At 68.8% G+C, this 23439-nt stretch carries 17 protein-coding genes; 6 read left to right on the forward strand and 11 right to left on the reverse strand.

Translation table 11 applies throughout. The features are described 5' to 3' along the window. Window positions 1-88 precede the first annotated feature (88 nt). Both E3O57_RS17310 and E3O57_RS17315 read left to right on the forward strand, forming a co-directional pair. A complete protein-coding gene (locus E3O57_RS17310) occupies window positions 89-304 on the forward strand; it encodes a hypothetical protein (protein WP_088455228.1) in 216 nt (71 codons plus the stop codon). Between the two features lie 120 nt (window positions 305-424). Further along, complete coding sequence (locus E3O57_RS17315) at window positions 425-2368, forward strand: ABC transporter ATP-binding protein (protein ID WP_103478839.1); 1944 nt, start codon at window positions 425-427, stop codon at window positions 2366-2368. 100 nt (window positions 2369-2468) lie between these two features. On the opposite strand, the gene E3O57_RS17320 is transcribed toward E3O57_RS17315, so the two are convergent. From E3O57_RS17320 to E3O57_RS17345, 6 genes are all read right to left on the reverse strand, one after another. Beyond that, entirely contained in the window at window positions 2469-5540 is a 3072-nt protein-coding gene (locus tag E3O57_RS17320) for a glycoside hydrolase family 38 C-terminal domain-containing protein (protein WP_103459318.1), read from the reverse strand. 14 nt (window positions 5541-5554) lie between these two features. Further along, a complete protein-coding gene (locus tag E3O57_RS17325; RefSeq protein ID WP_103459317.1) occupies window positions 5555-6412 on the reverse strand; it encodes a carbohydrate ABC transporter permease in 858 nt (285 codons plus the stop codon). Between the two features lie 4 nt (window positions 6413-6416). Then, window positions 6417-7367, reverse strand: a complete 951-nt coding sequence (locus E3O57_RS17330) for a carbohydrate ABC transporter permease (RefSeq protein ID WP_103478838.1) — start codon at window positions 7365-7367, stop codon at window positions 6417-6419. A gap of 3 nt (window positions 7368-7370) precedes the next feature. Then, complete coding sequence (locus E3O57_RS17335; protein ID WP_103478837.1) at window positions 7371-8732, reverse strand: extracellular solute-binding protein; 1362 nt, start codon at window positions 8730-8732, stop codon at window positions 7371-7373. A 131-nt stretch (window positions 8733-8863) separates the two neighbouring features. Further along, window positions 8864-10063: an ROK family protein gene (locus E3O57_RS17340; RefSeq protein WP_103478836.1), complete on the reverse strand. Its 1200-nt coding sequence runs from the start codon at window positions 10061-10063 to the stop codon at window positions 8864-8866. A 242-nt stretch (window positions 10064-10305) separates the two neighbouring features. Then, window positions 10306-12192, reverse strand: coding sequence for a phosphoenolpyruvate carboxykinase (GTP) (locus E3O57_RS17345; protein WP_103478835.1), 1887 nt, complete (start codon window positions 12190-12192; stop codon window positions 10306-10308). 148 nt (window positions 12193-12340) lie between these two features. Between E3O57_RS17345 and E3O57_RS17350 the strand changes: the two genes are divergently transcribed. The 4 genes from E3O57_RS17350 (at window position 12341) to E3O57_RS17365 (ending at window position 17817) form a co-directional block, all read left to right on the forward strand. Beyond that, a complete protein-coding gene (locus E3O57_RS17350; protein ID WP_103459312.1) occupies window positions 12341-13783 on the forward strand; it encodes a helix-turn-helix domain-containing protein in 1443 nt (480 codons plus the stop codon). Window positions 13784-13964: 181 nt separating this feature from the next. Further along, window positions 13965-16202, forward strand: a complete 2238-nt coding sequence (locus tag E3O57_RS17355; protein ID WP_165787877.1) for a bifunctional diguanylate cyclase/phosphodiesterase — start codon at window positions 13965-13967, stop codon at window positions 16200-16202. Between the two features lie 10 nt (window positions 16203-16212). Beyond that, a complete protein-coding gene (locus E3O57_RS17360) occupies window positions 16213-16680 on the forward strand; it encodes a GNAT family N-acetyltransferase (RefSeq protein WP_103478833.1) in 468 nt (155 codons plus the stop codon). Between the two features lie 39 nt (window positions 16681-16719). Further along, complete coding sequence (locus E3O57_RS17365; RefSeq protein WP_103459309.1) at window positions 16720-17817, forward strand: AI-2E family transporter; 1098 nt, start codon at window positions 16720-16722, stop codon at window positions 17815-17817. Window position 17818: 1 nt separating this feature from the next. Here the strand turns inward: E3O57_RS17365 and E3O57_RS17370 are convergent, their stop codons facing one another. From E3O57_RS17370 to E3O57_RS17390, 5 genes are all read right to left on the reverse strand, one after another. After that, the gene (locus E3O57_RS17370; protein ID WP_103478832.1) at window positions 17819-18661 is read right to left on the reverse strand and encodes an alpha/beta hydrolase; all 843 of its coding nucleotides are present in this window, start codon (window positions 18659-18661) and stop codon (window positions 17819-17821) included. Between the two features lie 63 nt (window positions 18662-18724). Further along, the gene (locus E3O57_RS17375; RefSeq protein WP_103478831.1) at window positions 18725-20059 is read right to left on the reverse strand and encodes an APC family permease; all 1335 of its coding nucleotides are present in this window, start codon (window positions 20057-20059) and stop codon (window positions 18725-18727) included. A 117-nt stretch (window positions 20060-20176) separates the two neighbouring features. Then, a complete protein-coding gene (locus E3O57_RS17380) occupies window positions 20177-21148 on the reverse strand; it encodes a nucleoside hydrolase (protein WP_198416859.1) in 972 nt (323 codons plus the stop codon). Between the two features lie 215 nt (window positions 21149-21363). Continuing rightward, window positions 21364-22176 carry an SDR family NAD(P)-dependent oxidoreductase gene (locus E3O57_RS17385; RefSeq protein WP_103478829.1) on the reverse strand — a complete coding sequence of 271 codons (813 nt, stop codon included), beginning with the start codon at window positions 22174-22176 and terminating at the stop codon, window positions 21364-21366. Continuing rightward, window positions 22176-23432 (reverse strand): thiolase family protein, encoded by a 1257-nt coding sequence (locus E3O57_RS17390; RefSeq protein WP_103478828.1) that lies wholly within the window; start codon window positions 23430-23432, stop codon window positions 22176-22178. The genes E3O57_RS17385 and E3O57_RS17390 overlap by 1 nt, the downstream gene beginning before the upstream one ends. Window positions 23433-23439 lie beyond the last annotated feature (7 nt).

A 23439-nucleotide genomic window follows, 5' to 3' on the forward strand; every position in this document is an offset into this window, starting at 1 on the left:
TTCGCTGAGGTAGCCACACGGCCGCTTTCGCGCAATCGGATGTCAATTTGAGTTGACACGAATTGGATCTGTCAATTACGGTTGACACATGTTGGATGACACGGGACGAACACTGGTGGGCGACGCCGGCTCAGGCGACCCGATCGAGACACTGCGGGCAATCAAGCGGATGCGCGGCGAACTCGACCGCGCCGAGGCCCTGGCCGTGCGGCGGGCACGCAACGCCAATGCACCCTGGCAGCTGATCGCCCTGGCCCTGGAGGTCTCCCGGCAGGCCGTGCACAAGAAGTACGGCCGTGGCTAGCCTGCACCCGGCGAGGCCCGCATCCGCGCGGGCGCCGGTTAAGCTCGACTGGTGAGTACGACACCCCCCGGCACCAGCACCCCCGCGTCCGACACCCCCGCACCCAGAACACGTTCCCGGATGGGCCGCCGCGGCGCCCCGACCGAAGGGCCGCGGGCATCCTTCAGCCAGTTGCTGCCCTACCTGTCCGAACACCGGGCCGTGCTCAGCGTTGTCGTAGTGCTCAGCGTGCTCGGCGCCGCCGCGAGCCTGGCCCAGCCGCTGCTGGTGAGCCAGGTGATCACCCTCGTCGAGGCCGGCGACCCGCTGGACAACATTGTCACGGGGCTCGTCGCGCTCGTCGTGGTCTCCGCGCTGATCAGCGGCTACCAGCACTACCTGCTGCAGCGCACCGGCGAGGGCGTGGTGCTCTCCAGCCGCCGCCGCCTGATCGGGCGAATGCTGAACCTGCCGATCAGCCAGTTCGACGCCCGCCGCACCGGCGACCTGGTCTCCAGGGTCAGCTCGGACACCACCCTGCTCCGCGCCGTGCTCACCCAGGGCGCCGTGGAGGCCATCGGCGGCTCGCTCACGTTCATCGGCGCCATCATCGCGATGCTCATCATCGACCCGGTGCTGCTGGGCCTGACGGTGCTCGTGATCGCCGTGTCAGTGGTTACCGTGGTGCTGCTGTCCCGGCGCATCCGCACCGCCAGCCTGGCCGCCCAGACCAAGGTCGGCGACCTGGCCGCCAGCGTTGAACGGGCCATCAGCGCCGTACGCACGGTGCGCGCCGCCAACGCCACCGCCCGCGAGATCGCGGTGGTCGAAAAGGACGCCGAGGGTGCCTGGCAGATGGGCATCAAGGTCGCCAAGGTCTCGGCCCTGGTCGTGCCGATCGCCGGCATCGCGCTGCAGGTGTCGCTGCTCGTGGTGCTCGGCGTCGGGGGCTTCCGGGTGGCGGACGGCAGCATCACCATCGCCGACCTGGTGTCGTTCATCCTGTTCCTGTTCATGATGATCATGCCGCTGGGCCAGTTCTTCGGCGCGATCACCTCGGTCAACTCGGCGCTCGGTGCCCTCGGCCGCATCCAGGAGATCATCGACCTGCCCAGCGAAGACCAGTTCGACCGCGACATCGCGCCGCTGGCCATCGTGGTGGGCGCCGCGAACGCCAAGGTCAACCCGGAGGCGCCGGCGATCTCGTTCGAGGACGTGCGCTTCCACTACGCCCCCACCGTGCTCGCCACGACGGATGCCGCCACCGGCGAGCAGCTGGCTGCCGTGCGCCCCGGCCCGGTCGCCCAGGCGGTCCTCGCCGCCGAGGACGGCAGCACCCCCGACGCCTCCACCGAGTTCGCCGGTACCGATACGACGGCCCCTGCTGTCGGCCCGGCCACCCCGGCACCGGTGCTGCGCGGCGTCTCGTTCAGCGCCCCCCGCGGTCTGCGCACCGCCCTGGTGGGCCCGTCCGGTGCCGGCAAGAGCACCATCCTCGCGCTGATCGAGCGGTTCTACGACGCCGACTCCGGCGTGGTGCGGCTCGGCGGCCTCGACATCCGCAGCCTGGACCGCACCGACCTGCGCGGTCAGATCGGATACGTGGAGCAGGACGCCCCCGTGCTGGCCGGCTCGCTGCGCGACAACCTCACCCTCGCCACGCCGGACGCCACCGACGAGCAGTGCGTGGCCGTGCTGCACGCCGTGAACCTCGGCGAGGTGCTCGACCGCGACCCGGCCGGACTCGGTGCCGCGGTCGGCGAAGACGGCGTCAAACTCTCCGGCGGCGAACGCCAGCGCCTCGCCATCGCCCGGGCGCTGCTCGCCGCCCCGCCGATCCTGCTGCTGGACGAGTCCACCTCGAGCCTGGACGGCATGAACGAACAGCTGATGCGCGAGGCCATCGACGCCGTGGCGGTGGACCGCACCCTGATCGTGATCGCGCACCGGCTCTCCACCGTGGTCGACTCTGACCAGATCGTGGTCCTGGACCACGGCGAGGTCGTCGGCACCGGCACCCACTCCGAGCTGGTGCTCTCCACCCCGCTGTACCGCGACCTGGCCAAGCACCAGCTGCTGGTCTAACAGCACTCGCGAGGTCTTCCGCGAGGTCCGCTCTCCCCGCGAGAGCGGGCACGTGGCTGCCTCCGCACCCGCGACACGACCACGTGGCCGCTTTCGCGAGTTACTGGCGGCGGATGAAGCGCAGCGTGACGATCTCGAACGGGCGCAGGGTGAGGGTGAGGGCGTGCGACTCCACCGGGAGCGGCGCCCCGGCGGCGAGCTCGACGCGGGGCTCGGCCAGCGGGCGCTCGAGCAGGTCGGTCTCCACCACATCCGTCGCCTCGAAATGCCGGATGAGCCGCGCCGTCGACCGATTGCCGTGCGCCTCGTACAGCCGCACGATCACATCCCCGCTCCGGTCTTCGGCGAGCTTGACCGCCTCGATCACCACAGCCGGGTTGTCGACCCGGAGCAGGGGCTCGACGACAGCGTCGGCCACCCCGGTCACGGTGCGCAGCGGCAGGTTCAGCCGGTACCCCTCGGCCACGGCTTCGGGGATGCCGGAGCCCACCCGCAGGGAGACCCGCAGCTCATGCCGGCCCTGATCGGCGGCGGGGTCGGGGAACACCGCCGCGCGCAGCAGCGACAGCCGCACCGTGGTCGCGGACCGGCCGGCGCCGTCCGGAGACCGGCTGATGTCATGTCCGTAGGTGGAGTCGTTGCCCACGGCCACCCCGTAGCCGGGCTCGCCCACGTGCACCCACCGATGCGCCACCGTCTCGAACCGGGCGGCATCCCAGGAGGTGTTGGTGTGCGTGGCCCGGAAGACGTGGCCGAACTGGATCTCCGAGGCGGCCCGGTCGGCGTTCACGTCGAGCGGGAAGGCCAGCTTGAGCAGCTTCTGCCGTTCGTGCCAGTCCAGGTCGAAGTGCAGGTCCACCGCCGGCGACCCCGCCGACAGGGTGATGTCCTCGACCACGCGGGAGGTCCCGAAGGCACGGGTCACCCGCACGCGGGCCCGGTCGGGCGTGTCCAGGATCACCTCGACGGACTCCGCCGTGGTCAGGTCCACGGTGTTGCGTTTGTAGTGTTCGTCGATGTCCCAGGCGTCCCACTGGGTGGGGGTGTCCCGGTGCAGCTGCAGCAGGTTGCCCCGGGAACCCGCCGGCACCAGCTCGCGGTGCGCGATCACGTCCCACACCGAGCTGAAGAGCCCATCGGCGTCGATGGTGACGGCCACGAGTCCGTTGTCGAGCACGAGGCCGGCCGCCGTGCGGGTCAGGGTGACGTCAGCCGCCGGCGCCGCCGGATCGGGGTGGGCGGCATCCGCGCCGGCCAGGCCCGCCACGCCGTCAAGGGCGTACGGGCCCGCGTTCAGCAGCACGGTGCTGTCGCCGGTGGAGCACAGCTGCCGCACAGTGGTCTCGATCAGGTCGGTCAGGGTGTCGGCGACGGCGGCGTAGTTGCGTTCGGCTTCCTGGTGCACCCAGGCGATGGAGGAGCCGGGCAAGATGTCGTGGAACTGTTGCAGCAGCACGGTGTGCCAGGTCTGCTCGAGCAAGTCGTAGGGGTACGCGACCCCCGAGCGCACGGATGCCGTGGCCGCCCACAGTTCGGCCTCGCGCAGCAGGTGCTCGCTGCGGCGGTTGCCGCGTTTGGTGCGCGCCTGGGACGTGTAGGTGCCCCGGTGGAACTCGAGGTACAACTCGCCGAGCCAGACCGGCGGCTCGGGGTACTCGGCCTCGGCCGCCTCGAAAAAGCGTCGCGGGCTGGACAGCTCCACCGTCGGCGAGCCTTCCAGCGACTCGGTTCGGCGGGCGGCGGCGATCATCTCCGTGGTCGGTCCGCCGCCGCCGTCCCCCCATCCGAATGGCACGAGCGACGTGTTGGCCGACCCCTTCTCGGCATATTGGTGCTCCGCTCGCGCCAGCTCCTCCCCCGACAACTCCGCGTTATACGTGTCGACGGGAGGGAAGTGGGTGAAAATCCGGGTGCCATCGATGCCTTCCCAGCGGAAGGTGTGGTGCGGCATCAGGTTGGTCTCGTTCCAGGAGGTCTTCTGGGTCAGGAACCACCGGGACCCGGCCGCCGCCACGATCTGCGGCAACGCCGCCGAGTAGCCGAACGAGTCGGGCAGCCACACCTCCAGCGGCTCGACGCCGAATTCCTCCATGAAAAAACGCTTCCCGGCGACGAATTGGCGAGCCAGCGCCTCACCACCGGGCATGTTGGTGTCCGACTCCACCCACATCCCACCCACCGGCACAAACGTGCCGGCCGCGACCTGCGCCTTGACCCTGGCGAACAGCTCCGGGTAGTGCTCCTTGAGCCAGGCATACTGCTGGGCGGATGACGCGGCGAAGGTGAAGTCCGGGTTCGCCTCGATCAGGGCCAGCACATTGGAGAAGGTGCGTGCCACCTTGCGCACGGTCTCCCGCACCGGCCAGAGCCAGGCGCTGTCGATGTGGGCGTGGCCCACGGCGTGCAGATGGTGGGCGCTCGCGTTCGCCGGTCGGGCGAGCACTTCGGCGAGCGCGGCGCGTCCACGGGACGCCGTGCCCGCGACGTCGTCAGGGTCCACGACGTCGATGCTGCGTTCCAGCGCCCGTAGAATCTCCGCCCGCCGGGCGAGACCCGTGGGAAGCTCACGCATGAGACCGGTCAGGGTCCAGAAATCCTGCAGGAGCTCCCACACGGTCTGGTCCTTGAGCACCACGTCCACCTGCCGGAGCCGGTAGATCGGGTTGGCTCCGGCCGTGGCGGGGTCGCCTTTATCGGTGGCGACGAAGGTGAAGCCGGAGGTGACATCCGGGTTGGCGGCCGCCTCGATGTAGAGGTCGATGCGCCCACCGGGTCCCACCGTCAGAGGGACGGAGCGGTTGCGGGGCTCGACCGCCTTGAGGATGACACCGTCCGGGGACCAGACCAGGCCTTCGGCCTGGAACCCCGGCGTCGCCTTGCTGAAGCCGAGATCGACCAGGAGTTCGACCCGTAGGGAGTCGTCGACCGGCCACTGGGCCGGAACACTGCCGGTGACGTGCAACCAGGTCGTTCCCCACGGCCGCCCCCAGGTTTGGCCGGTACCGAACGGGCTGTAGTCCTGGCGGATGGCGTCCATGAAGGGTACGGGCTCACCCGGAGCATCCCAGGATTCGATGGTGAGGGGCACCGCGGCCCGGTTGAGGGCTGGACGGAGCCGTTCCCGGACGAACCGGCTGATCCGCAACTCCACGAGCGTGCTGTCATCATGCATGACTGGTACCGTTCCTAACCCTTGATCGCGCCTGACATGGTGAATGACCCGCCCATGCCGCGGGAAACGAGGACGTAGAGCAGAATCACCGGGACTGAATACAGCACGGAGAACGCGGCGAGCTGACCGTACGCGATGGCACCGTACTGGCCGAAGAAGCTGTAGATGCTCACGGCGGCCGGCTGCTTGCTCGGCGAGAGCAGCAACACGAACGGCACGAAGAAATTGCCCCAGGCCTGGATGAACACGAAGATGAACACCACGCTCAGTCCGGGGCGCATGAGGGGCACAACGATGCGCCGGAGGGCGTTCATCGCGGACGCCCCGTCGACCCAGGCGGCTTCCTCCAGGCTGACCGGAACCGAGTCCATGAAGTTCTTGGTCATCCAAATGGCCATCGGCAGCGAGGTCGCCGCCATGAAGAAGATCGTGGCAGGAATCGAGTCCAGCAGATTCAGGCGAACGAACAGGCTGTACACCGGAACCATGATTGCGGTGATGGGTAGGCAGGTGCCGAAGAGGACCCCGTACATGAACGGCTTGTTGAAGCGCATGGTGTACCTGGAGAGCGGGTAGGCAGCCAGCACCGACGCCAGCACAGTGACGACGGCGGCGCCGCCGGAGAGCAGCAGGCTGTTCCAGAGCGGCAGGAACGTCAGCTCGGGGTTGAACACCGCGGCAAAGTTGTCCAGGGACAGTTGCTCGGGAATCTGGGTCTGGTAGGTGGCCTTCACGTCGAGGGAGGCCAGGACCAGCCAGGCCAGCGGCAGCAGGAAGCACAGCGCGATGACGATGAGAACGGCATTGGCCAGGATCGCGGCGGTGGCCTTGCGCGGCGAGGCCACCGAGGTTGCGAGGGTGCTGACGGTCATCGGCTCAGACCTTTTCTGGGCGGAGCGCCCGAATGTAGACAAGCGAGAAAGCGGCACCGATGAGCAGCATGACCGTCGCGATGGCGGTGCCGTAGCCGATGTCACCGAACTTGAATGCCTCCTGGAAGGCCATGATCGGCAGGGTGGTGCTTTCGTTTCCGGGTCCGCCCGCGGTCATCACCCAGATCAGGGTGAACACCGACAGCGTCTGTAGGGTGATCAGCATCAGGTTGGTGGCGATGCTGTTCTTGATCATCGGGATGGTGATCCAGGTGAGGCGCTTGATGCCGTCGGCGCCGTCGATCATGGCGGCCTCCGTCACCTCTACCGGCACATCGTTCAACGCCGCCCGGTAGACCATCATCGAGAACGCGGTGCCCCGCCAGGCGTTGGCCAGGATGATCGAGAGCATGGGAAAGCTGTACAGCCAGTTCGGTCCGGTCATCCCCGCCGCGGCGAGCACCTGGTTCAGGGTGCCGTCCTCGCTGAAGTAGGCGTAGGCGACGAAGGCGGCGACGATCTCGGGCAGCACCCAGGCCGCGACGACGGCCGTGCCGACCACGGCGCTGACCACCTTGCTGGCCCGGTTCATCAGCAGGGCGATGCCCAGCCCGAGGAAGTTCTGGCCGACGATGGCGGAGGCGACCACGAACACAAAGGTCAGCCACAGCGACAGCGGAAAAACCGGGTCTGTGAACAGGGTGAGGTAGTTGTCCAGGCCCACCCACTGCGGGTCCTGCGCGCTCGAGCCGGTGAGGGCCGCGTCGGTGAAGGAGCCGTAGAACGACCAGATGACCGGCCCGAGCAAGAAAATCGCGAGGAGCACAACGGCCGGCGCCAGGGGCAGCACCCGGGTCAGGGTGCGGCCCCGGGGCCGCCGGCGCGGGCCGGAACCCGAGGGTCCCGACCCGGTCACGGTCTCACGAGGAGGGCGGGAAACGGTGTTGGCGGTCATGGACTACTTCGTGGTGACCTTGTCGGCGCCCACGATGCCCTCCACGGCGGTGTCGTACGCGGCGGCGGCCTCATCCACGCTCATCTGCCCGGTGATGACGGCCTCGGTGGCCGCCTGCACTTCAGCGGAGATCTTGGAGTAGTCGCTCGTCGCGGGGCGGTAGTGGGTCACATCCACCAGCTCGGTCACGTCGGCCACGAACGGGTTCGCGGCGAGGTAGGTCGGTTCGCTTGCGACATCCGTGCGCACGGCGATCTGGGAATTGTTGATCGCGTACCAGAGGGCGTTCTCCTGACTGACGGCCAGGGCGAGGAAATCGAACGCGAGATCGGCGTTCGCGGTCTTCGCCCCCACCGCGAGGGTCCAGCCACCCGACATGCTCACACCCCCGGGTTCCTCACCGTTCTGGGTGGGGAACGTCGCGACGGCCATGTCCTCGGTGTACGCCGGCCACTCGTACGAGCCACCGGTCTGCCAGAACGACGGGGTGTAGGAACCTTCGACGGTGCCGCCGAGCTTGCCCTGCGGGAACAACTCGCCGAAGACCTTCTTCCACACGTTCGGGTCCAGCGCCTCGGACGGATCAAGGGCGAGCTTCTCCGCGTAGAGCGTCTCTAGGAACTCGAGGGAGTCCTTGAACCCCTGGGATTCGACCACCCATTTCTGGTCGTCCTCGTTATAGAGGGTGTCTCCGGTGCCGTAGAGCAACTCGTAGAAGCTCTGCATCACGGTGCCCTCGCCGGTGCCCTTGCCGGCGTACATGTTGAACGGCACCACGTCGGGCTGGGTCTCCTGGATAGCGCGGGCGGCCGTCAGGATGTCGTCCCAGGTTTCCGGCTGCCACGGCAACTCGATGCCGGCGGCGGCGAAGACCGGCTTGCTGTACCAAATGCCCCGGGTGTCGGTGCCAAGCGGCACCGCATAGACGCTGCCGTCGTCACCCATCCCAGCGGCCTTCGCTCCCTCGTTGAATTGCGCCCACTCGTCCCAGTCGGCGAGCTGGTCGTCGATGTTGAGCAGGTAGCCCGCGTCGATGTCGGAGCGCAGCCGGAAGGTGTCCTCGTAGAACACGTCAGGTGCGGTCTCGGTGGACTTCTGCGAGAGCGCGAGCTTGGTGGAGTAGTCGTCGTCGTTGGCCTGGATCGGCTCGAGCTCGACGATGACCCCGGGGTTGGCGGCTTCGAACTCAGGCTTTATTTTCGTGAACAGCTCGTCCAGAGCCGTAAAGGAATCGGTCTTCTGGTACACGATCTTCAGTGATTGGCTGTCGCCGTCGGCGTTGCCACCGGCAGCCGTGCAGCCCGCCAGCGCAACCATCGAGGTTGCCGCCAACACGGACAGGGCGAGTTTTGCGTTGCGATGCATGGTGCTCCTTTGCTCCAGCTCGTGCCCCCCAAACGCTGACCGGCCCAGATACCGGCAGGTGGCATACGGAAATACTAAATCGAATGGATAAATTCGCACAAGAGCCTGACGGGACTTTTACCGAGCTGTGACTAACCGAGGATCAATCGGGCTGCGCGCGGAGCGAGCGCGTGGTCTAGCACCAGGCACGCGGCGCCGACCGCGCCGACGTCCTCGCCGACGCCCGTGCCGGCCACCTCGATTCGGTGGATGCTCCTGGCGACCGTCAGCTCGTCCAACAGGCCGGGTAGCCGGCGCAGGTACACCTCGCTCAGCCGCGTCCAGTACGGACCGCCGAACACCACCCGGTCGACGTCGAGCAGGTTCGTGAGCACGGACACCGCCTTGGCAACCCGGCCGGCGGACTGCTCCAGGACGCCCAACGCCGCATCCGACCCGCCCTCGGCAAGCTCGCACAGGGCCGAGAACCGCCCATCGATCTCATGGGCATCCGCGTTCGGCTTCGAGGCGGTCAGCACGCCGAGCCGCACGGCGGCCCGCACCAGGCTCTGCGGGGTGCAGGTGACCGCGACACAGCCCCGAAGCCCACAGCCGCACGGCGGACCGTCCGGATCGACAACGATGTGGCCGATTTCTCCGGAATTGTGCGAGCTACCGCGAACGACCTCGTCCCGCAGCACCAGACCCGCCCCGATGCCGGTGCCGAGGTAGAAGAACACGAAGCTGCCGACCCCGCTGGGCCCACCCGCCCACATCTCGGCCACGGCGGCGGCGGTTACGTCCTTGTCGACGATCACCTCGAAGCCGGTCGCCTGGGCGAGGGCATCGCGAAGCGGCACCAGGTGCCAGCCGAGCAGGTGCGGCGGATCGACGACAGTTCCCCGTTCGGGATCGATCGGCCCCGGCGTCGCGACGCCAAGCCCGGCGATCCTCGCCCGGTCCACTCCGGCCTCGCGGATCAGGCGCTCGATCTCCTCCGCGATGTGACGGACGACGTGTTCAGGGTCGCTGGCCGCGGGCGTGGCCTCGCGCGAGCGGTGCACGACAGCTCCGGTGAGGTCGAGGATGGCGAAGGTCATGACCGCGGGGTCGAGATGCACCCCTACGGCATACACGCCGCCGGGGTTCAGCTTCAGGATCGTGCGCGGCTTGCCGGGACCGCTGCTGGCCTTGCCGGCTTCTAGCACCATGTCCTGGTCCAGCAGCCGACGACAGATGTTTGAGACGGTCTGTGCGGACAGGCCGGTGGAGTGCCCGAGCTCCACCCGACTGAGGCCGTTGACCGAGCGGCGGATCGCGTCGAGCACGACGGCGGAGTTGAAGTCGCCCATCCGGGGCAGATTTGTGCCGCGCCGCGGCCGCAGATCGCCATCTGAAAACACGGATTCACCTCATCGCTTACCTCGGGATGACTGAATCCTATTCCGTCACGCGGGCCGCCGATGAGAGCACGGCCCCGGTGTTGCGCCAGCTGGGCGCCACGGCCGCAAATAAGGAAATAGTGACTTTAGAAGGACTCCCGCGGCCTATTCCGTCCTAAAAAAGCTCACTATCTCCTTATTTGCGGATGCCGCTACGTGGCGAGGTGGTAGCGCAGACTGGCGAGCTCGGACTGCAGCGCGGCCGGCACCCGACCGCCGAATCGGCCGAAGAACTCCTCGGTGAGGTCGCACTCGGCCAGCCAGGAGGCCGGGTCGATGCGGAACAGCTGCTCGAGGGCATCCGGTGTCACGTCGAGGCCGTCGACGTTGATGGCGCCAGGCTCCGGCATCCGCCCGATCGGGGTATCGACGGCGTCGACGCTGCCCTCGACCCGGCGGATGATCCACTCGAGCACCCGGGAGTTCTCGCCGAAGCCGGGCCAGAGGAAGCTGCCGTCCTCGCCCTTGCGGAACCAGTTGACCTGGAAGATCGCGGGCGCCTTGACGCCCAGTCCGCGGCCGACCCGCAGCCAGTGCGCCCAGTAGTCGGCCATGTTGTAGCCGCAGAACGGCAGCATTGCGAAGGGGTCTCGGCGCAGCTCCCCCACGGTGCCTTCGGCGGCGGCGGTCTTCTCCGAGGAGATGGTGGCGCCCATGAACACGCCGTGCTTCCAGCTGCGGGCCTCCGCGACCAGCGGCACGTTGGTGGCGCGGCGGCCGCCGAACAGGATCGCGTCGATGGGCACTCCCCCACTGGATTCCCAGCTGTCGGCGATCGACGGGCACTGCGCCGCCGGCACGGTGAATCGGGAGTTGGGGTGCGCGGCCGGCCGGCCGCTGGCGGGCGTCCAGGCGTTGCCCTCCCAGTCGGTGAGGTGCGCGGGCGGTGTGTCGGTCAGGCCCTCCCACCACACGTCGCCGTCGTCGCGGAGGGCGACGTTGGTGAAGATGGTGTTGCCCCACACCGTCTGCACGGCGGTGGGGTTGGTGGTCTCACCGGTGCCGGGGGCCACGCCGAAGAACCCGGCCTCGGGGTTGATCGCCCAGAGCCGGCCGTCGTCGCCGGGGCGCAGCCACGCGATGTCGTCGCCGATGGTCTCCACGGTCCAGCCCGGAACGGTGGGCTTGAGCATCGACAGGTTGGTCTTGCCGCAGGCCGAGGGGAACGCGGCGGCCACATGGTAGGTGCCGCCCTCGGGTGAGGTGACCTTGATCAGCAGCATGTGCTCGGCCAGCCAGCCCTCGTCACGGGCCATCACCGACGCGATCCGCAGCGCGAACGACTTCTTCGACAGCAGGGCGTTGCCGCCGTAGCCGGAGCCGAACGACCAGACCTCGCGGTCCTCGGGGAACTGCACGATGTACTTGGTGTCGTTGCTGGGCCAGGTGACGTCGGCCCGGCGGACGCCGGCACCGTCGACGAGCGGGAAGCCTACGCTGTGCACGGTGTGCACCCACGGGGTGCCCGCCTCGATCAGGCGCAGCACGGCGGCGCCCATCCGCGTCATGATGCCCATGTGCAGCACCACGTAGGGCGAGTCGGTGATCTCCACGCCGAGTTGCGAGATGGGGCCGCCGAGCGGTCCCATCGAGAACGGCACGACGTACATCGTGCGGCCGCGCATGCTGCCCGCGAAGACGCCGTTCAGTTCGGCGCGCATCGCCTTCGGTTCCGCCCAGTTGTTGGTGGGGCCGGCGTCATCGGGGTCGGTGGAGCAGATGAAGGTGCGGTCCTCCACCCGGGCCACGTCGGTCGGGCTGGTGCGGGCGAGGAAGCTGTTCGGCCGCCACTCCGGGTTGAGCCGGATGAGCTTGCCCTCGTCGACGAGCTGTTTGGACAGACCGTCGGCCTCCTGCGCGGTGCCGGTGCACCAGACGATCGCGTCGGGCCGGGTGAGGCGGGCAATCTCGTCGACCCAGGCCCGCAGGGCGGGGTCGGTGGTGCCCGTGGGTACACCGGAGACGGTGGCGGCCGAGGTCTGGGTCGCGTGTGCGGTGTGGGCGCGGATGTCGCTGCGTACGGGGTGGGTGACGGTCATGGTCTGGCCTTCCTCAGGATGCGGACGGGGCGGGAAGAGTGGGGCAGGAGCGCTAATTTCGTCCTGTGCATTAAGAATGCGACCGAATCGGGGTCAGGAACCGGAAAACAGTCGTTAAGAATCACGGTTCTTTACGTATGCTTAAGGAATGCCAACGCCGGCCTCCGACCTCGTCACCCTGGGTCATCGCATCCGTCACTTTCGGAGCGAGCGCGCGCTCACCCTGGACCAGCTCGGTGAGCAGGTAGGTCTGGCGGCCAGTCAGCTCTCCCTGATCGAGAACGGCCGGCGCGAGCCCAAGCTCTCCGTCCTGCAGCAGTTAGCGCAGGCCCTCGGGGTGCCGCTGGCCGATCTGCTCAGCGGTGAGGCGCCCAACACCCGGGCGGCCCTGGAGATCGAGCTGGCCCGGGCGCAGAAGAATCCGCTCTACGGTGCGCTCGGCCTGCCCCAGGTGAAGGTGACCAAGGGCATGCCGCTGCCGGCGATCGAGTCTCTCGTGGGCCTGCACCGCGAACTCGCCCGTCGGGCCAGTGAGGCCATCGCCACCCCGGAGGAGGCCCGCCGGGCCAACACCGAACTGCGCGAACGGATGCGTGAACGCGGCAACTACATGCCCGACATCGAAAAACTCGCCGAGGAGCGGGTGCGCGCCTCCGGGCACGTCTCCGGCGCGCTCACCCACCGCGAGGTCAGCGTGATGGCCGAGCAGCTGGGCTTCACCCTGATTTACGTGAACGACCTGCCGCACTCCACCCGGTCGGTGACCGACCTGGCCAACCACCGCATCTACCTGCCGCCGGCGTCGATCCCGGGCGGGCACGGGCTGCGGTCGATGGCGCTGCAGGCGATGGGGCACCGGCTGCTCGGTCACGAGCGCCCGGCCAGCTACGCCGAATTTCTCTGGCAGCGGTTGGAGATCAACTACTTCGCCGCCTGCTGCCTGATGCCGTTGGAGGCCACTCGCACGTTCCTGCAGAATGCCAAGCGGGAGCGGGTGCTCTCGGTGGAAGACCTGCGCGACGCGTTCGGAGTCACCCACGAGGCCGCGGCGCTGCGGCTGACCAACCTGGCCACCACCCACCTGGACATGACCGTGCACTTCCTGCGGGTCACCGGCGACGGCGCGCTGCAGAAGGGCTACGAGAACGACGGCCTGCCGTTGCCCGCGGACGTGACCGGGTCGATCGAGGGCCAGCTGGTCTGCAAGCAGTGGAGCGCCCGCAGCGCGTTCACGCACACCAACCGCACCACCGAGTTCTACCAGTACACCGACACCCCGGCGGGCACCTTCTGGTGCGCCACCCAGACCGGCAGCACCTCGGATGGCGAGTTCTCGATCAGCGTCGGCGCCCCGTTCGCGCAGGCCAAGTGGTTCCGCGGCCGGGAGACCACGCAGCGGGCGGTGTCTCGCTGCCCCGACGAGTCCTGTTGCCGACGCCCGTCGGGCGCGGTCGCCGCCCGCTGGGACGGCCAGGCCTGGCCGAGCGCCCGGCTGCACGCGCACGTGCTCTCGCCGCTGCCCAGCGGCACCTTCCCCGGCGTCGACGACACCGAGGTGTACAGGTTCCTCGAGGAGCACGCCGACCAATAGCGCCCGGCACGCCCCGGTGCCCCGTCGTCGTCGGGTTTGGCGAGAGTGTGCCGGGAAGCACCATGTGACGGCTAACGTGAGTAGACGAAGTCTGGGGGCGGCGATGGCGGCGACTACATCTGCGGCGCAGGGTGAACAGACACGGTCAGGTGGGCGGTTCGCCTCGTGGCCGATCTGGATCATGGCGCTCCTGCTGGCGACGTTCTTCGTCGCCATCCTGCTCCGACGTGACACCGAGTTCAGCCCGCTCGTCGACGGGTGGCTGGGGCTGCTCGCAATGGTGGTTCCCATCTTCGTCTGCGTGCGGGCCCTCCACCGCACCCGGTTCGGCCAGCTGGAGCTGGTGCTCGCTGCGGCAGCGGTGACCTCCTGGGCGGTCGGGAACATCTATTTTGTGCTCTCGGCAGGCTTCGGCGTGACGCTGCCGTACCCGTCGCTCGCCGACATCGGGTTCCTGGCCTTCTGCCCCCTGATGATGGCTGCGCTGGTGGTGTTGGTGCGCCGGAAAGCGCGGGACATGGCCTGGTCCGTTGCGCTGGACGGCGCCCTGGGCAGCGTCGCCGCGGCAGCCGTGCTGGCCGTGCTGCTGAATCCCATCCTGGGCCCCGTCGCAGACAGACCGGCCTCGCTGGCCACTGCGGTCGCGGTGTCGTATCCCCTGGCCGATCTGCTGCTCGTGGCCGTCTTCGTCGGGGTCGGGGCCTCCCAGGGGCGGAACGCGGGTCCCCGATGGATCCTGCTCGTGTTGGGCCTGATGACGTTTGCCGCCACCGACGTCACCTACGCCCTGCTGGAACTCACCGACCTGTACGTCGTGGGCACCCCACTCGACATGGGCTGGGCCATCGGCCTCGCCTTTATCGCGTGCTGGATCGACGTATCCGCCCGCGCCGACAGGACGCGACCCGTCCCGGCGTTGTCGATTCCCGCGCAGGCCGTGCCGGCGTTGGCCACGGCCACCGGGCTGGGTGTCCTGATCCTGGCAAGCGAGGTGGAGGTCCCGCCGCTCGCGGTGGCGCTCGCCAGCCTGACCCTGGTGCTGGCCGCGGTTCCCCTGGTGTTCAGGCAGCGGATCCGGCTCGCGGACATGCACCGCCAAGCCATGACGGACGAGCTCACCGGCCTGCCCAACCGGCGCGCACTGTACGCCGAGGTGCCCGCTCGGCTGGCCGCCGATCGGCAACGCCGCAGTGCGCTCCTGCTGCTTGATCTCGACAAATTCAAGGAGGTCAACGACAGCCTCGGACACGACGTTGGCGACGGTCTGCTCAGGGTGGTGGCCGGGCGACTGTCGGCGCAGCTGCGCGAGGCCGATCTGCTGGCCCGACTGGGTGGGGACGAATTCGCCATCCACCTCGACGGATGCGATGTCGCCGCGGCCGAGAGCGTCGCCGTGAAGCTGCGCACGGCACTGGCCGAACCGTTCACCCTGGCCGGCATCACCCTGCAGGCCCACGCCAGCATCGGAATTGCCCTCCACCCCGAGCAGGGCGAGGACCTCACCCTGCTGCTGCGCAAGGCCGACATGGCCATGTACCGGGCGAAGTCCACGCGGGGCGGGCACCACGTCTACCGCGACGACGACGGCCAGGGCGACGAGCGGTTACGCACCCTGGCGGAGCTGCGCACGGCGCTGCTCGAAGACCAGCTGCTGCTCCACTACCAGCCCAAGGTCGATCTTGCTGTCGGCACCGTCCGGGGCGTTGAGGCCCTCGTGCGCTGGGATCACCCGGTGCGCGGGCTGCTCTACCCGGATGCCTTCCTCGCACTCGTCGAGGAGGCCGGGCTGATGCCGGCTATGACGCAGATCGTGTTCGAGAAGGCCCTGGATCAGACCGCTCGCTGGCAGGAGCAAGGGCGCACGCTGTCTGTGGCGGTCAATCTCTCGGCAAGCTCACTCGTCGACGTTGAACTGCCCGATCGCATCGCTGACATGGTCGCCGCGCGCGGGCTGGTTCCCTCAGTTCTGGTGCTCGAGATCACCGAAGACTTCCTGATGGGAGACCGGGAACGGGCACACGCCATCCTCACCCGGCTGCGTGACCTCGGGGTGCGGATCGCCGTGGACGATTTCGGCACCGGCTACAGCTCCCTGGCGTATCTCCGTGATCTGCCCATCGACGAGCTGAAGCTGGACAAGTCCTTCGTGATGCCGATGGCCGACGATCCGCGCGCGGCCGCGCTCGTGGCCTCGACCATCGATCTGGCGCACAGCCTCGGCCTGCGGATGGTGGCCGAAGGTGTCGAGAGCAGCGTCGCCTACGCAGACCTCGCCGGCCACGGGTGCGACGTCGCGCAGGGCTTCTTCATTTCCCCGCCCGTGCCGGTAGCCGAACTGGATGCCTGGCTTGCCAGCCGCGAGGTGGCCGTTGTGACCGGCCTCACGGCCACGCCGTTCACCCCTCGCGGGGGCCGGTAGGTTATTGGCCATGATTCAGATCGCGCGTGAGACCCCGACCCGGACGGACGTGCTGCTGTTGCTGGACGAGCACCTGGCCGACATGTTCGCCACCTCACCGGCCGAGAGCGTGCACGCCATGGACCACTCGGCACTGTCGGCGCCGGAGGTCTCGTTCTGGACGGCCCGGGAGGACGGCGTCCTGCTCGGCTGCGGGGCTCTGAAACAGCTGACCCCCACCGAGGGTGAGATCAAGTCGATGCGCACCGCGCCGGCCGCGCGCGGACGGGGCATCGCCGCGGCCCTCCTCGGCGAGATCGTGAACGCGGCCCGGCACCGCCGATACGAGCGGCTCTACCTCGAGACCGGCAGCCAGGACTTTTTCGCGCCGGCCAGGCGGCTCTACGACCGGCACGGCTTCACCGAGTGCGTCCCGTTCGCGGACTACGTTCTCGACCCGCACAGCACCTTCATGCGTCTCGATCTCGCCGGCGGCTGAACGCCGACCGGTGCCCGGGCACGGGAGTAGGTTGACGCCGTGACCACACTGCAACGGAAGAACCGGCTCCGCGAACGCCTCGGAACCGGTGCGAACGCCTTCGCCGACCATCCATTTCGATGGGCCTTCGTCGCCACTCTCGGCGTGCTGGCGGCGCTGGTGATCGCCGCCGCCGTCGCCGGAATCGGGACCGTGGTCTTCTCGGTGTTCGCTGCCGCGTTCATCACCCTCGGCCTGGATCCGTTGGTGCGGTGGTTCGAACGTCGCGGCATGAAGCGCGGCGGTGCGATCCTCACCGTGAACCTGCTTTTTGTGCTGGTCATCGTCGGCCTGCTCTCGCTGGTCCTGCCGCTCGTCATCGGCCAGGCCGTCGCCTTCGTGAACGGCCTGCCGGCGATGCTGGCCGATCTGCGCGCCGAAGACTGGTTCCAGCAGGCGTCGTCGGGCAGCGGCGGACTGCTGACGAATATCTACTCCGGCGTGGTCGACTTCCTCACGAACCCGGCCACCTGGACCGGGATCGGCGGTGGTCTCCTGCAAGTCGGCGTCGCCGTGATCAGCGCGATCTCGACGGCAACGTTCATCTTCATCCTGACCATCTACTTCACAGCCACGCTGGACTCCTCCAAAGCGGCGATTTACACCCTGGTCTCCGCGTCGCACCGCGAACGGGTGGTGGGGCTGGCCGAGCGAATCATGCAGAACATCGGCCGGTACCTCAGCGGCATGGTGGTGCTGGCGTTCCTCAACGCCACCTTCAGCCTCATCCTGTTGACCCTGGTCGGCAACCCGTTCGCGCTGGTCATCTCGGTCTCCGCGTTTTTCATCACCCTGATCCCCCTGATCGGCACGGTGTTGACGACGGCGTTCATGACGATCCTCACGCTGTTCGTCTCGCCGACCGCGGCGCTTGTCGTGCTGATCGCCATGCTCATCTATATGCAGATCGAGGCGTACATTCTCACCCCGAGGGTCATGAGCAAGGCGGTCAATGTTCCCGGCTCCATCGTGCTCATCGCCGCCCTCGCCGGCGGCACGCTCGCCGGCCTGCCCGGGGCGCTCGTCGCCATCCCCGTCGCGGCCGGCATTCTGCTGATCCTCAAGGAAGTCGTCATCCCCGCCAAGGCGCTCAGCTGACTCACCCCCTGTTGGAGCCGTCGAGCCAGGCGGCCATGCGCCGGAGGCTGGCTTGGGCGCCCGGGTTCTCCGGCTCGTTCAGGTGGCCGTGCCGGGTTCCCGGCTCTTGGCAGACCGTGACATCGACGCCGGCCAGCGCGAGTTCCGCCGCAAAGGCCTGCCCCGACGCGCGCAGGCTGTCGTGCTCGGAGTTCAAGACGAGCGTGGGCGGCAGGCCGGCCAGATCGTGACCGCCGGGGAACGCGTAGGGGTTGTCGAGCCCGGCGGGGTCGCCCACGTAGTTGAGGTTCATCGCCCGCACATCGTCGGGCTCGAACCGTGTGTCAGCGGGCAGCACCGCGATCTTCTGCGCGAGTTCGGTGCTGGGTTCCGGTAGGACGCTGTGCACGAGCGGGTAGGCCAGCAGCAGCGACGCCGGCTGTGCGCCGCCGGCGTCCCGCAGCCGCAGCGCCACCCCCGCGGCGAGGGCGCCTCCCGCACTCGCCCCGCCCAACGACAGCCGGTCGGCGTCGATGCCGTACGCGGTCGCCTGATCGGCGGCCCAGCAGAAGGCCGCGGCGACCTCCTCGGACGCCACCGGGAAGAGCACCCCGTCGCGGGCCGGTTCGCTGTCGGTCAGGGCCGCCGACACCGGTGCCAGCCGATATCCGACGCTGATCACGGTGATGCCGCGCGCCGCGACCTGTTGGGACACCCAGTGCGCCTCGGGCATCTCCAGGTCGCCCCACGCGAAGCCACCCCCGTGCGCCCAGACCAGTGCCGGGCTCGGTTCCGACCCGGCGGCGGCGCGATAGACACGAATCGGGATCGCACCGTACGGGCCGGTAATCGTCAGGGAATCCATGGCTCTGATCCTCCCAGTTGCTGCCGTACGGGCGGCAACCCGACACGCTCGCGACGCGTGGGGTCAGGACCGGGCGCGGCGGGCGAGCTTCGTTGCGGCGTAGAGCAGGCAGCCGACCGCGACGATGATGCCGCTGCGCAGCCAGACTTCACCGCTCTGCTGCGTGAGCAGAACGAGGCAGGAAAGCGCGCCCAGAATTGGCAGCACGCTCCAGGCCCGGAAGTGCTCGTGTTCGACCTTCTCCCGGCGGAGGACAAGAACGGCGATGTTCGTGCTGAGGAACACCAGCAGCAACAGCAACACCACGGTCTCTGCCAACGTCGCGATACTCCCGGTGGCGGTGAGCACCATCGCGAGGGCCGTGGTGATCACGATCGCCACCCACGGTGTGCCCCGGCCCGGCAGCACCTTGGCGAACACCGACGGCAGTAGGCCCTGCGCACCCATCCCGTAGGCCAGTCGGCTGGACATGATCATGGTGAGCAGCGCACCATTCGCAACCGCCACCAACGCGATCAGGCTGAACAGCCAGGCCGGGATGCCCACGCCCGTTGCCTGGATGACGGTGAGCAGCGGACCGGTGGATTCTTTCAGGTCGGCGGCCGGCACGGCCACCGATGCCGCCGTGCCCACCAGCAGGTACAGGATGCCGGCCGTCGCCAACGCGCCGAACAATGCCTTCGGGTACACCCGGGACGGGTTCTTGACCTCTTCGATCACGTTGGCGCTGGTCTCAAACCCCACAAAGGAGTAGTACGCCAGGAGCGCGGCACCGAAGACCGCAATCACCGGGTTCGCGGTGGATTCGAAGGTGACCGCCCGGCTGAGATCTCCCCCGCCGCCGGAGAACATCACGGCGACCGCGACAACGACGAGCACCAGGCCGGTGGTCTCGATGACTGTCATCACCAGGTTCGCCCGCACCGATTCCTTGATGCCCCTGGCGTTGAGCAACCCGGCGGCGGCGAGGAAGAGCACCGCGCCGAGCACCGGCGGAATGTCGATGAATGTGCCGAGGTAGTCTCCCGCGAACGCGAGAGCGAGTCCGGCGGCGCTGACCACGCCGGCCGCGAGCATGCAGAAGCCGACGAGGAACGCGATGAGCGGCTTCTTGTAGGCCCGTTCCGCGAACACCGCGGAGCCTCCCGCCTTGGGGTACTTCGTGACGAGCTCGGCATAAGACGCCGCGGTGAGCAGGGCGAGGCCCAGGGCGACGAGCATCGGCACCCAGGTGACGCCGCCGACCTCGCCGGAGATCTGGCCCACCAGCGCGTAGATGCCCGCCCCCAGCACATCGCCCAGGATGAACAGGTACAACATCTTGCCGGAGATGTTGCGCTTGAGTGCCGGCTGGGTTGCGCCTTCACGCGGGTCAGTGCTGGCTTTTTGCTGTGTCATTCCGATACTTTAACCCGCGCCGCCCAGCCCGTGGCTACCGAAAAGACGGAACGAAATCGACCCAGCTTTGCGGGCAACTGTTTCCGCACCGGAACAGTTGGCGGCGGCGCGGGTCCGTCAGCCGGCGGCATGCGCGGCGAGCTTGGCAGTGAGGTCGGAGAACAACAGCCGCAGGTCGAGCCGGGTGTACACCCGCATCGGCCGGGGACCCTGCCGCGGGATGAAGTCGTACGACCCGTCGGCGCGGATGCGCGGCACCGTGCGGGTGACGTACGCACTCGACGAGGGGTCCGCCGCGAACGAGGACTGCAGCGCAGTCAGCAGCACGAGCGGGCTGTCGCCCAGGATGTACGTTTCGCCGAGCGGCGGGCCGTCGGCGCCGACTATCGCGGCAACCCCCGCGAGGGCGTCGTAGAGGTGCGCTCCGATGGCGCCGTGCGGTCGCACATCCGTGAGCAGTTCGGCCCAGGAGAACAGCGCCTGCCGGTACGCATCCCGGGGCACCTGCCAGATCGGCATGAACGAGTCGAAGATCACCCGGGCGGCGGAGATGTCGATGGCCAGGTTGTATTCCGGGCCGTGCGTTCCGGGCGGCGCCACGGCCAGGCCGTCGTGCTCTGGCCCGCCGATCCAGACCAGGGTGAGCCGGGTCGCGATGCGCGGCTCGAACAGGTACGCGCTGGCGATCTCGGTGAGCCCGGCCCCGCAGGCCACGAACAGCGGCAGGCCGGTGTCGGTGCGCATGGCCTCGGCGATGATCGCATCCGTCGCCGCGGAGCGAACCGGCGAGAGCGGGTCGGTCATACCCAGGTTGGACCCGGCCAGCACGGGGATCGTGCCGGCGCGGCCGAGCAGCTCGAGCACGGTGTGGGCGGCCTCTGCGGCGTTGTCGGCGGTCTGCTCGGACGGGTCGAACGGGTCGCCGGGCCTGAGGTGCGACCCGATGATCGCGCGGATCTCCACGGAGGGCGACAGGACGTGGTGGGCCAGCTGCACCAGGCCGTCGGGATCGCCGGAGAAGTCGTTGTCGATGATGACTCGGGCGCGCGGTTGTACGACCCGGCGCAGCTCGGTCTCGAATGAGGTCAACGCCGGCACCTTCCCTGAGGGGGTTTTTCTGACGAGTGTAGTGGTCGCGGCGGTGCTGCTCGCGGCACGTGTTCGGGGTCGCGGCACGTGGTCGATCCCGCGGCACGTGTTGGGGGTCGCGGCAGGTGGGAGAACACCTGCCACCGGGAATACCACGTGCCACCGCACACACGACGTGCCGCCGGGACAACGGCGTGCCACGAGAACCGGTGCGGCTACTGCGGCGCCATCCGGATGCCGCCGTCCAGGCGGATGGTCTCGCCGTTGAGCATCGGGTTCTCCACGATGTGGCGCACCAGGGCGGCGTACTCGGCGGGGTCGCCGAGCCGGGCCGGATGCGGTACCTGTGCGCCGAGCGACGCCCGGGCTTCGGCGGGCAGGCCCTGCAGCAACGGGGTGTCGAACAGTCCGGGCGCGATGGTCACGACCCGGATGAGCGAGCGCGCGAACTCCCGAGCCAACGGCAAGGTCATCGCCGCGACCCCGCCCTTCGATGCGGCATAGGCCGCCTGACCGATCTGGCCGTCGAACGCGGCGACGGATGCCGTATTCACGATGACGCCCCGCTCCGGGGTGCCACCCGCCGCGGTTGCTCCCACAGCGTCCACCGGCTCGGTGGCCTGCATGGCCGCGGCAGCCAGGCGCACCACGTTGAAGGTGCCGAGGAGGTTCACCCGCAGCACCCGTTCGAAGTCGGCCAAGGCCATCGGGCCCTGCCGGCCGACGGTGCGCGCCGCGGGCGCGATGCCTGCACAGTTGACCACGATCCGCAGTGGGGCCACGGCGCCGGCGGCCTCGACCGCGGCCTGCACATCGGTCTCCACGGTGACATCCCCCGGCAGGAATATCGGTGACCGCGGTGCAGAACCTGGCGCCGCAGTCAGCTCGGCCGCCCGCTCTGAGCCCGCCGAACTCGCGAGGTCGAACAGCACAACGTGCGCGCCGGCCTCGTGCAGGGCCCGCGCGGTGGCCAGTCCGAGGCCGGAGGCGGCGCCGGTGACGAGTGCGGAGCATCCGTTTATGCGCATCAGAGTCGTTCGATGATGGTGGCGTTGGCCATGCCGCCGCCCTCGCACATGGTCTGCAGGCCGTAGCGACCGCCGCCGGACTCGAGGGTGCCGAGCAGGGTGCCCAGCAGCCGGGTGCCCGAGGACCCCAAAGCGTGACCGAGGGCGATCGCGCCGCCGCTGGCGTTGAGCTTCTCGAGGTCGGCGCGCAGTTCGCGCTGCCAGACCAGCGGCACGCAGGCGAAGGCCTCGTTGACCTCGTAGGCGTCGAGGTCGTCGATGCCGAGGCCGGTGCGGGCCAGGATGCGCCGGGTGGCGGGGATCACGCCGGTGAGCATCAGCAGCGGGTCACTGCCGGTGACCGCGAAGCTGTGGAACCGGGCCCGGGGGGTGAGGCCCAGCGCGGCGGCGCGGCTGGCGCTCATGATCAGGGCGGCGGAGGCGCCGTCGGTGAGGGGCGAGGAGTTGCCGGCGGTGATCTGCCAGTCCACCTCGGGGAACCGGGCGGCGAGCTCGTCGGTGCGGAATGCCAGCGGCAGCTCGGCGAGGGTCTCGACGGTACTGCGCCGCCGGATGGTCTCGTCGCCGACGACCTGGCGGCCGTCGGGCAGGGTGACCGGCAGCAGCGTCGCATCGAAGTCACCACGCGCGGCGGCCTCGGCAGCGAGCCGGTGTGAGCGGGCGGCGTACGCATCGAGTTCGGTGCGGGTGAGACCCCATTTGGCGCTGATCAGCTCGGCGGAGACGCCCTGGCCCACCAGGCCCTGCGGGTAGCGGGCGTGCATCAGGCGGCCGTGCGGGTCCTGGCTGATGATCGCGGATGCGGGCGAGCCCCAGCCTTCGGAACGGCCGGCCGCGTCGGAGCCGCCGGCCGGGGTGGGTCCGCCCGCGGAACCCAGCGGGATGCGGCTCATCGATTCGACCCCGCAGGCAATGACGATGTCATAGCTGCCGGCGAGCACACCCTGCGCGGCGAAGGTGGCGGCCTGCTGGCTGGAGCCGCACTGCCGGTCGATGGTGGTGCCGGGCACCGATTCGGGAAACCCGGCGCTGAGCAGCGCGGTGCGGGTGATGTTGGTGCTCTGCTCACCCACCTGGGTGAGGCATCCGCCGATCACGTCATCGACCAGGGCCGGGTCGAGGTTATTGCGGTTGACCAGGTCCTTCAGCACCCCGGCGAGCAGGTCGGCCGGGTGCACCCCGGAGAGCGCACCGCCGGGCTTACCCCGGCCGGACGGGGTGCGGACAACATCGACGATGACAGCATCATTGCTCATGGCTCCA

Origin of the sequence: Cryobacterium sp. TMN-39-2, assembly GCF_004402745.1 — a bacterium.
Taxonomy (GTDB): domain Bacteria; phylum Actinomycetota; class Actinomycetes; order Actinomycetales; family Microbacteriaceae; genus Cryobacterium; species Cryobacterium zongtaii.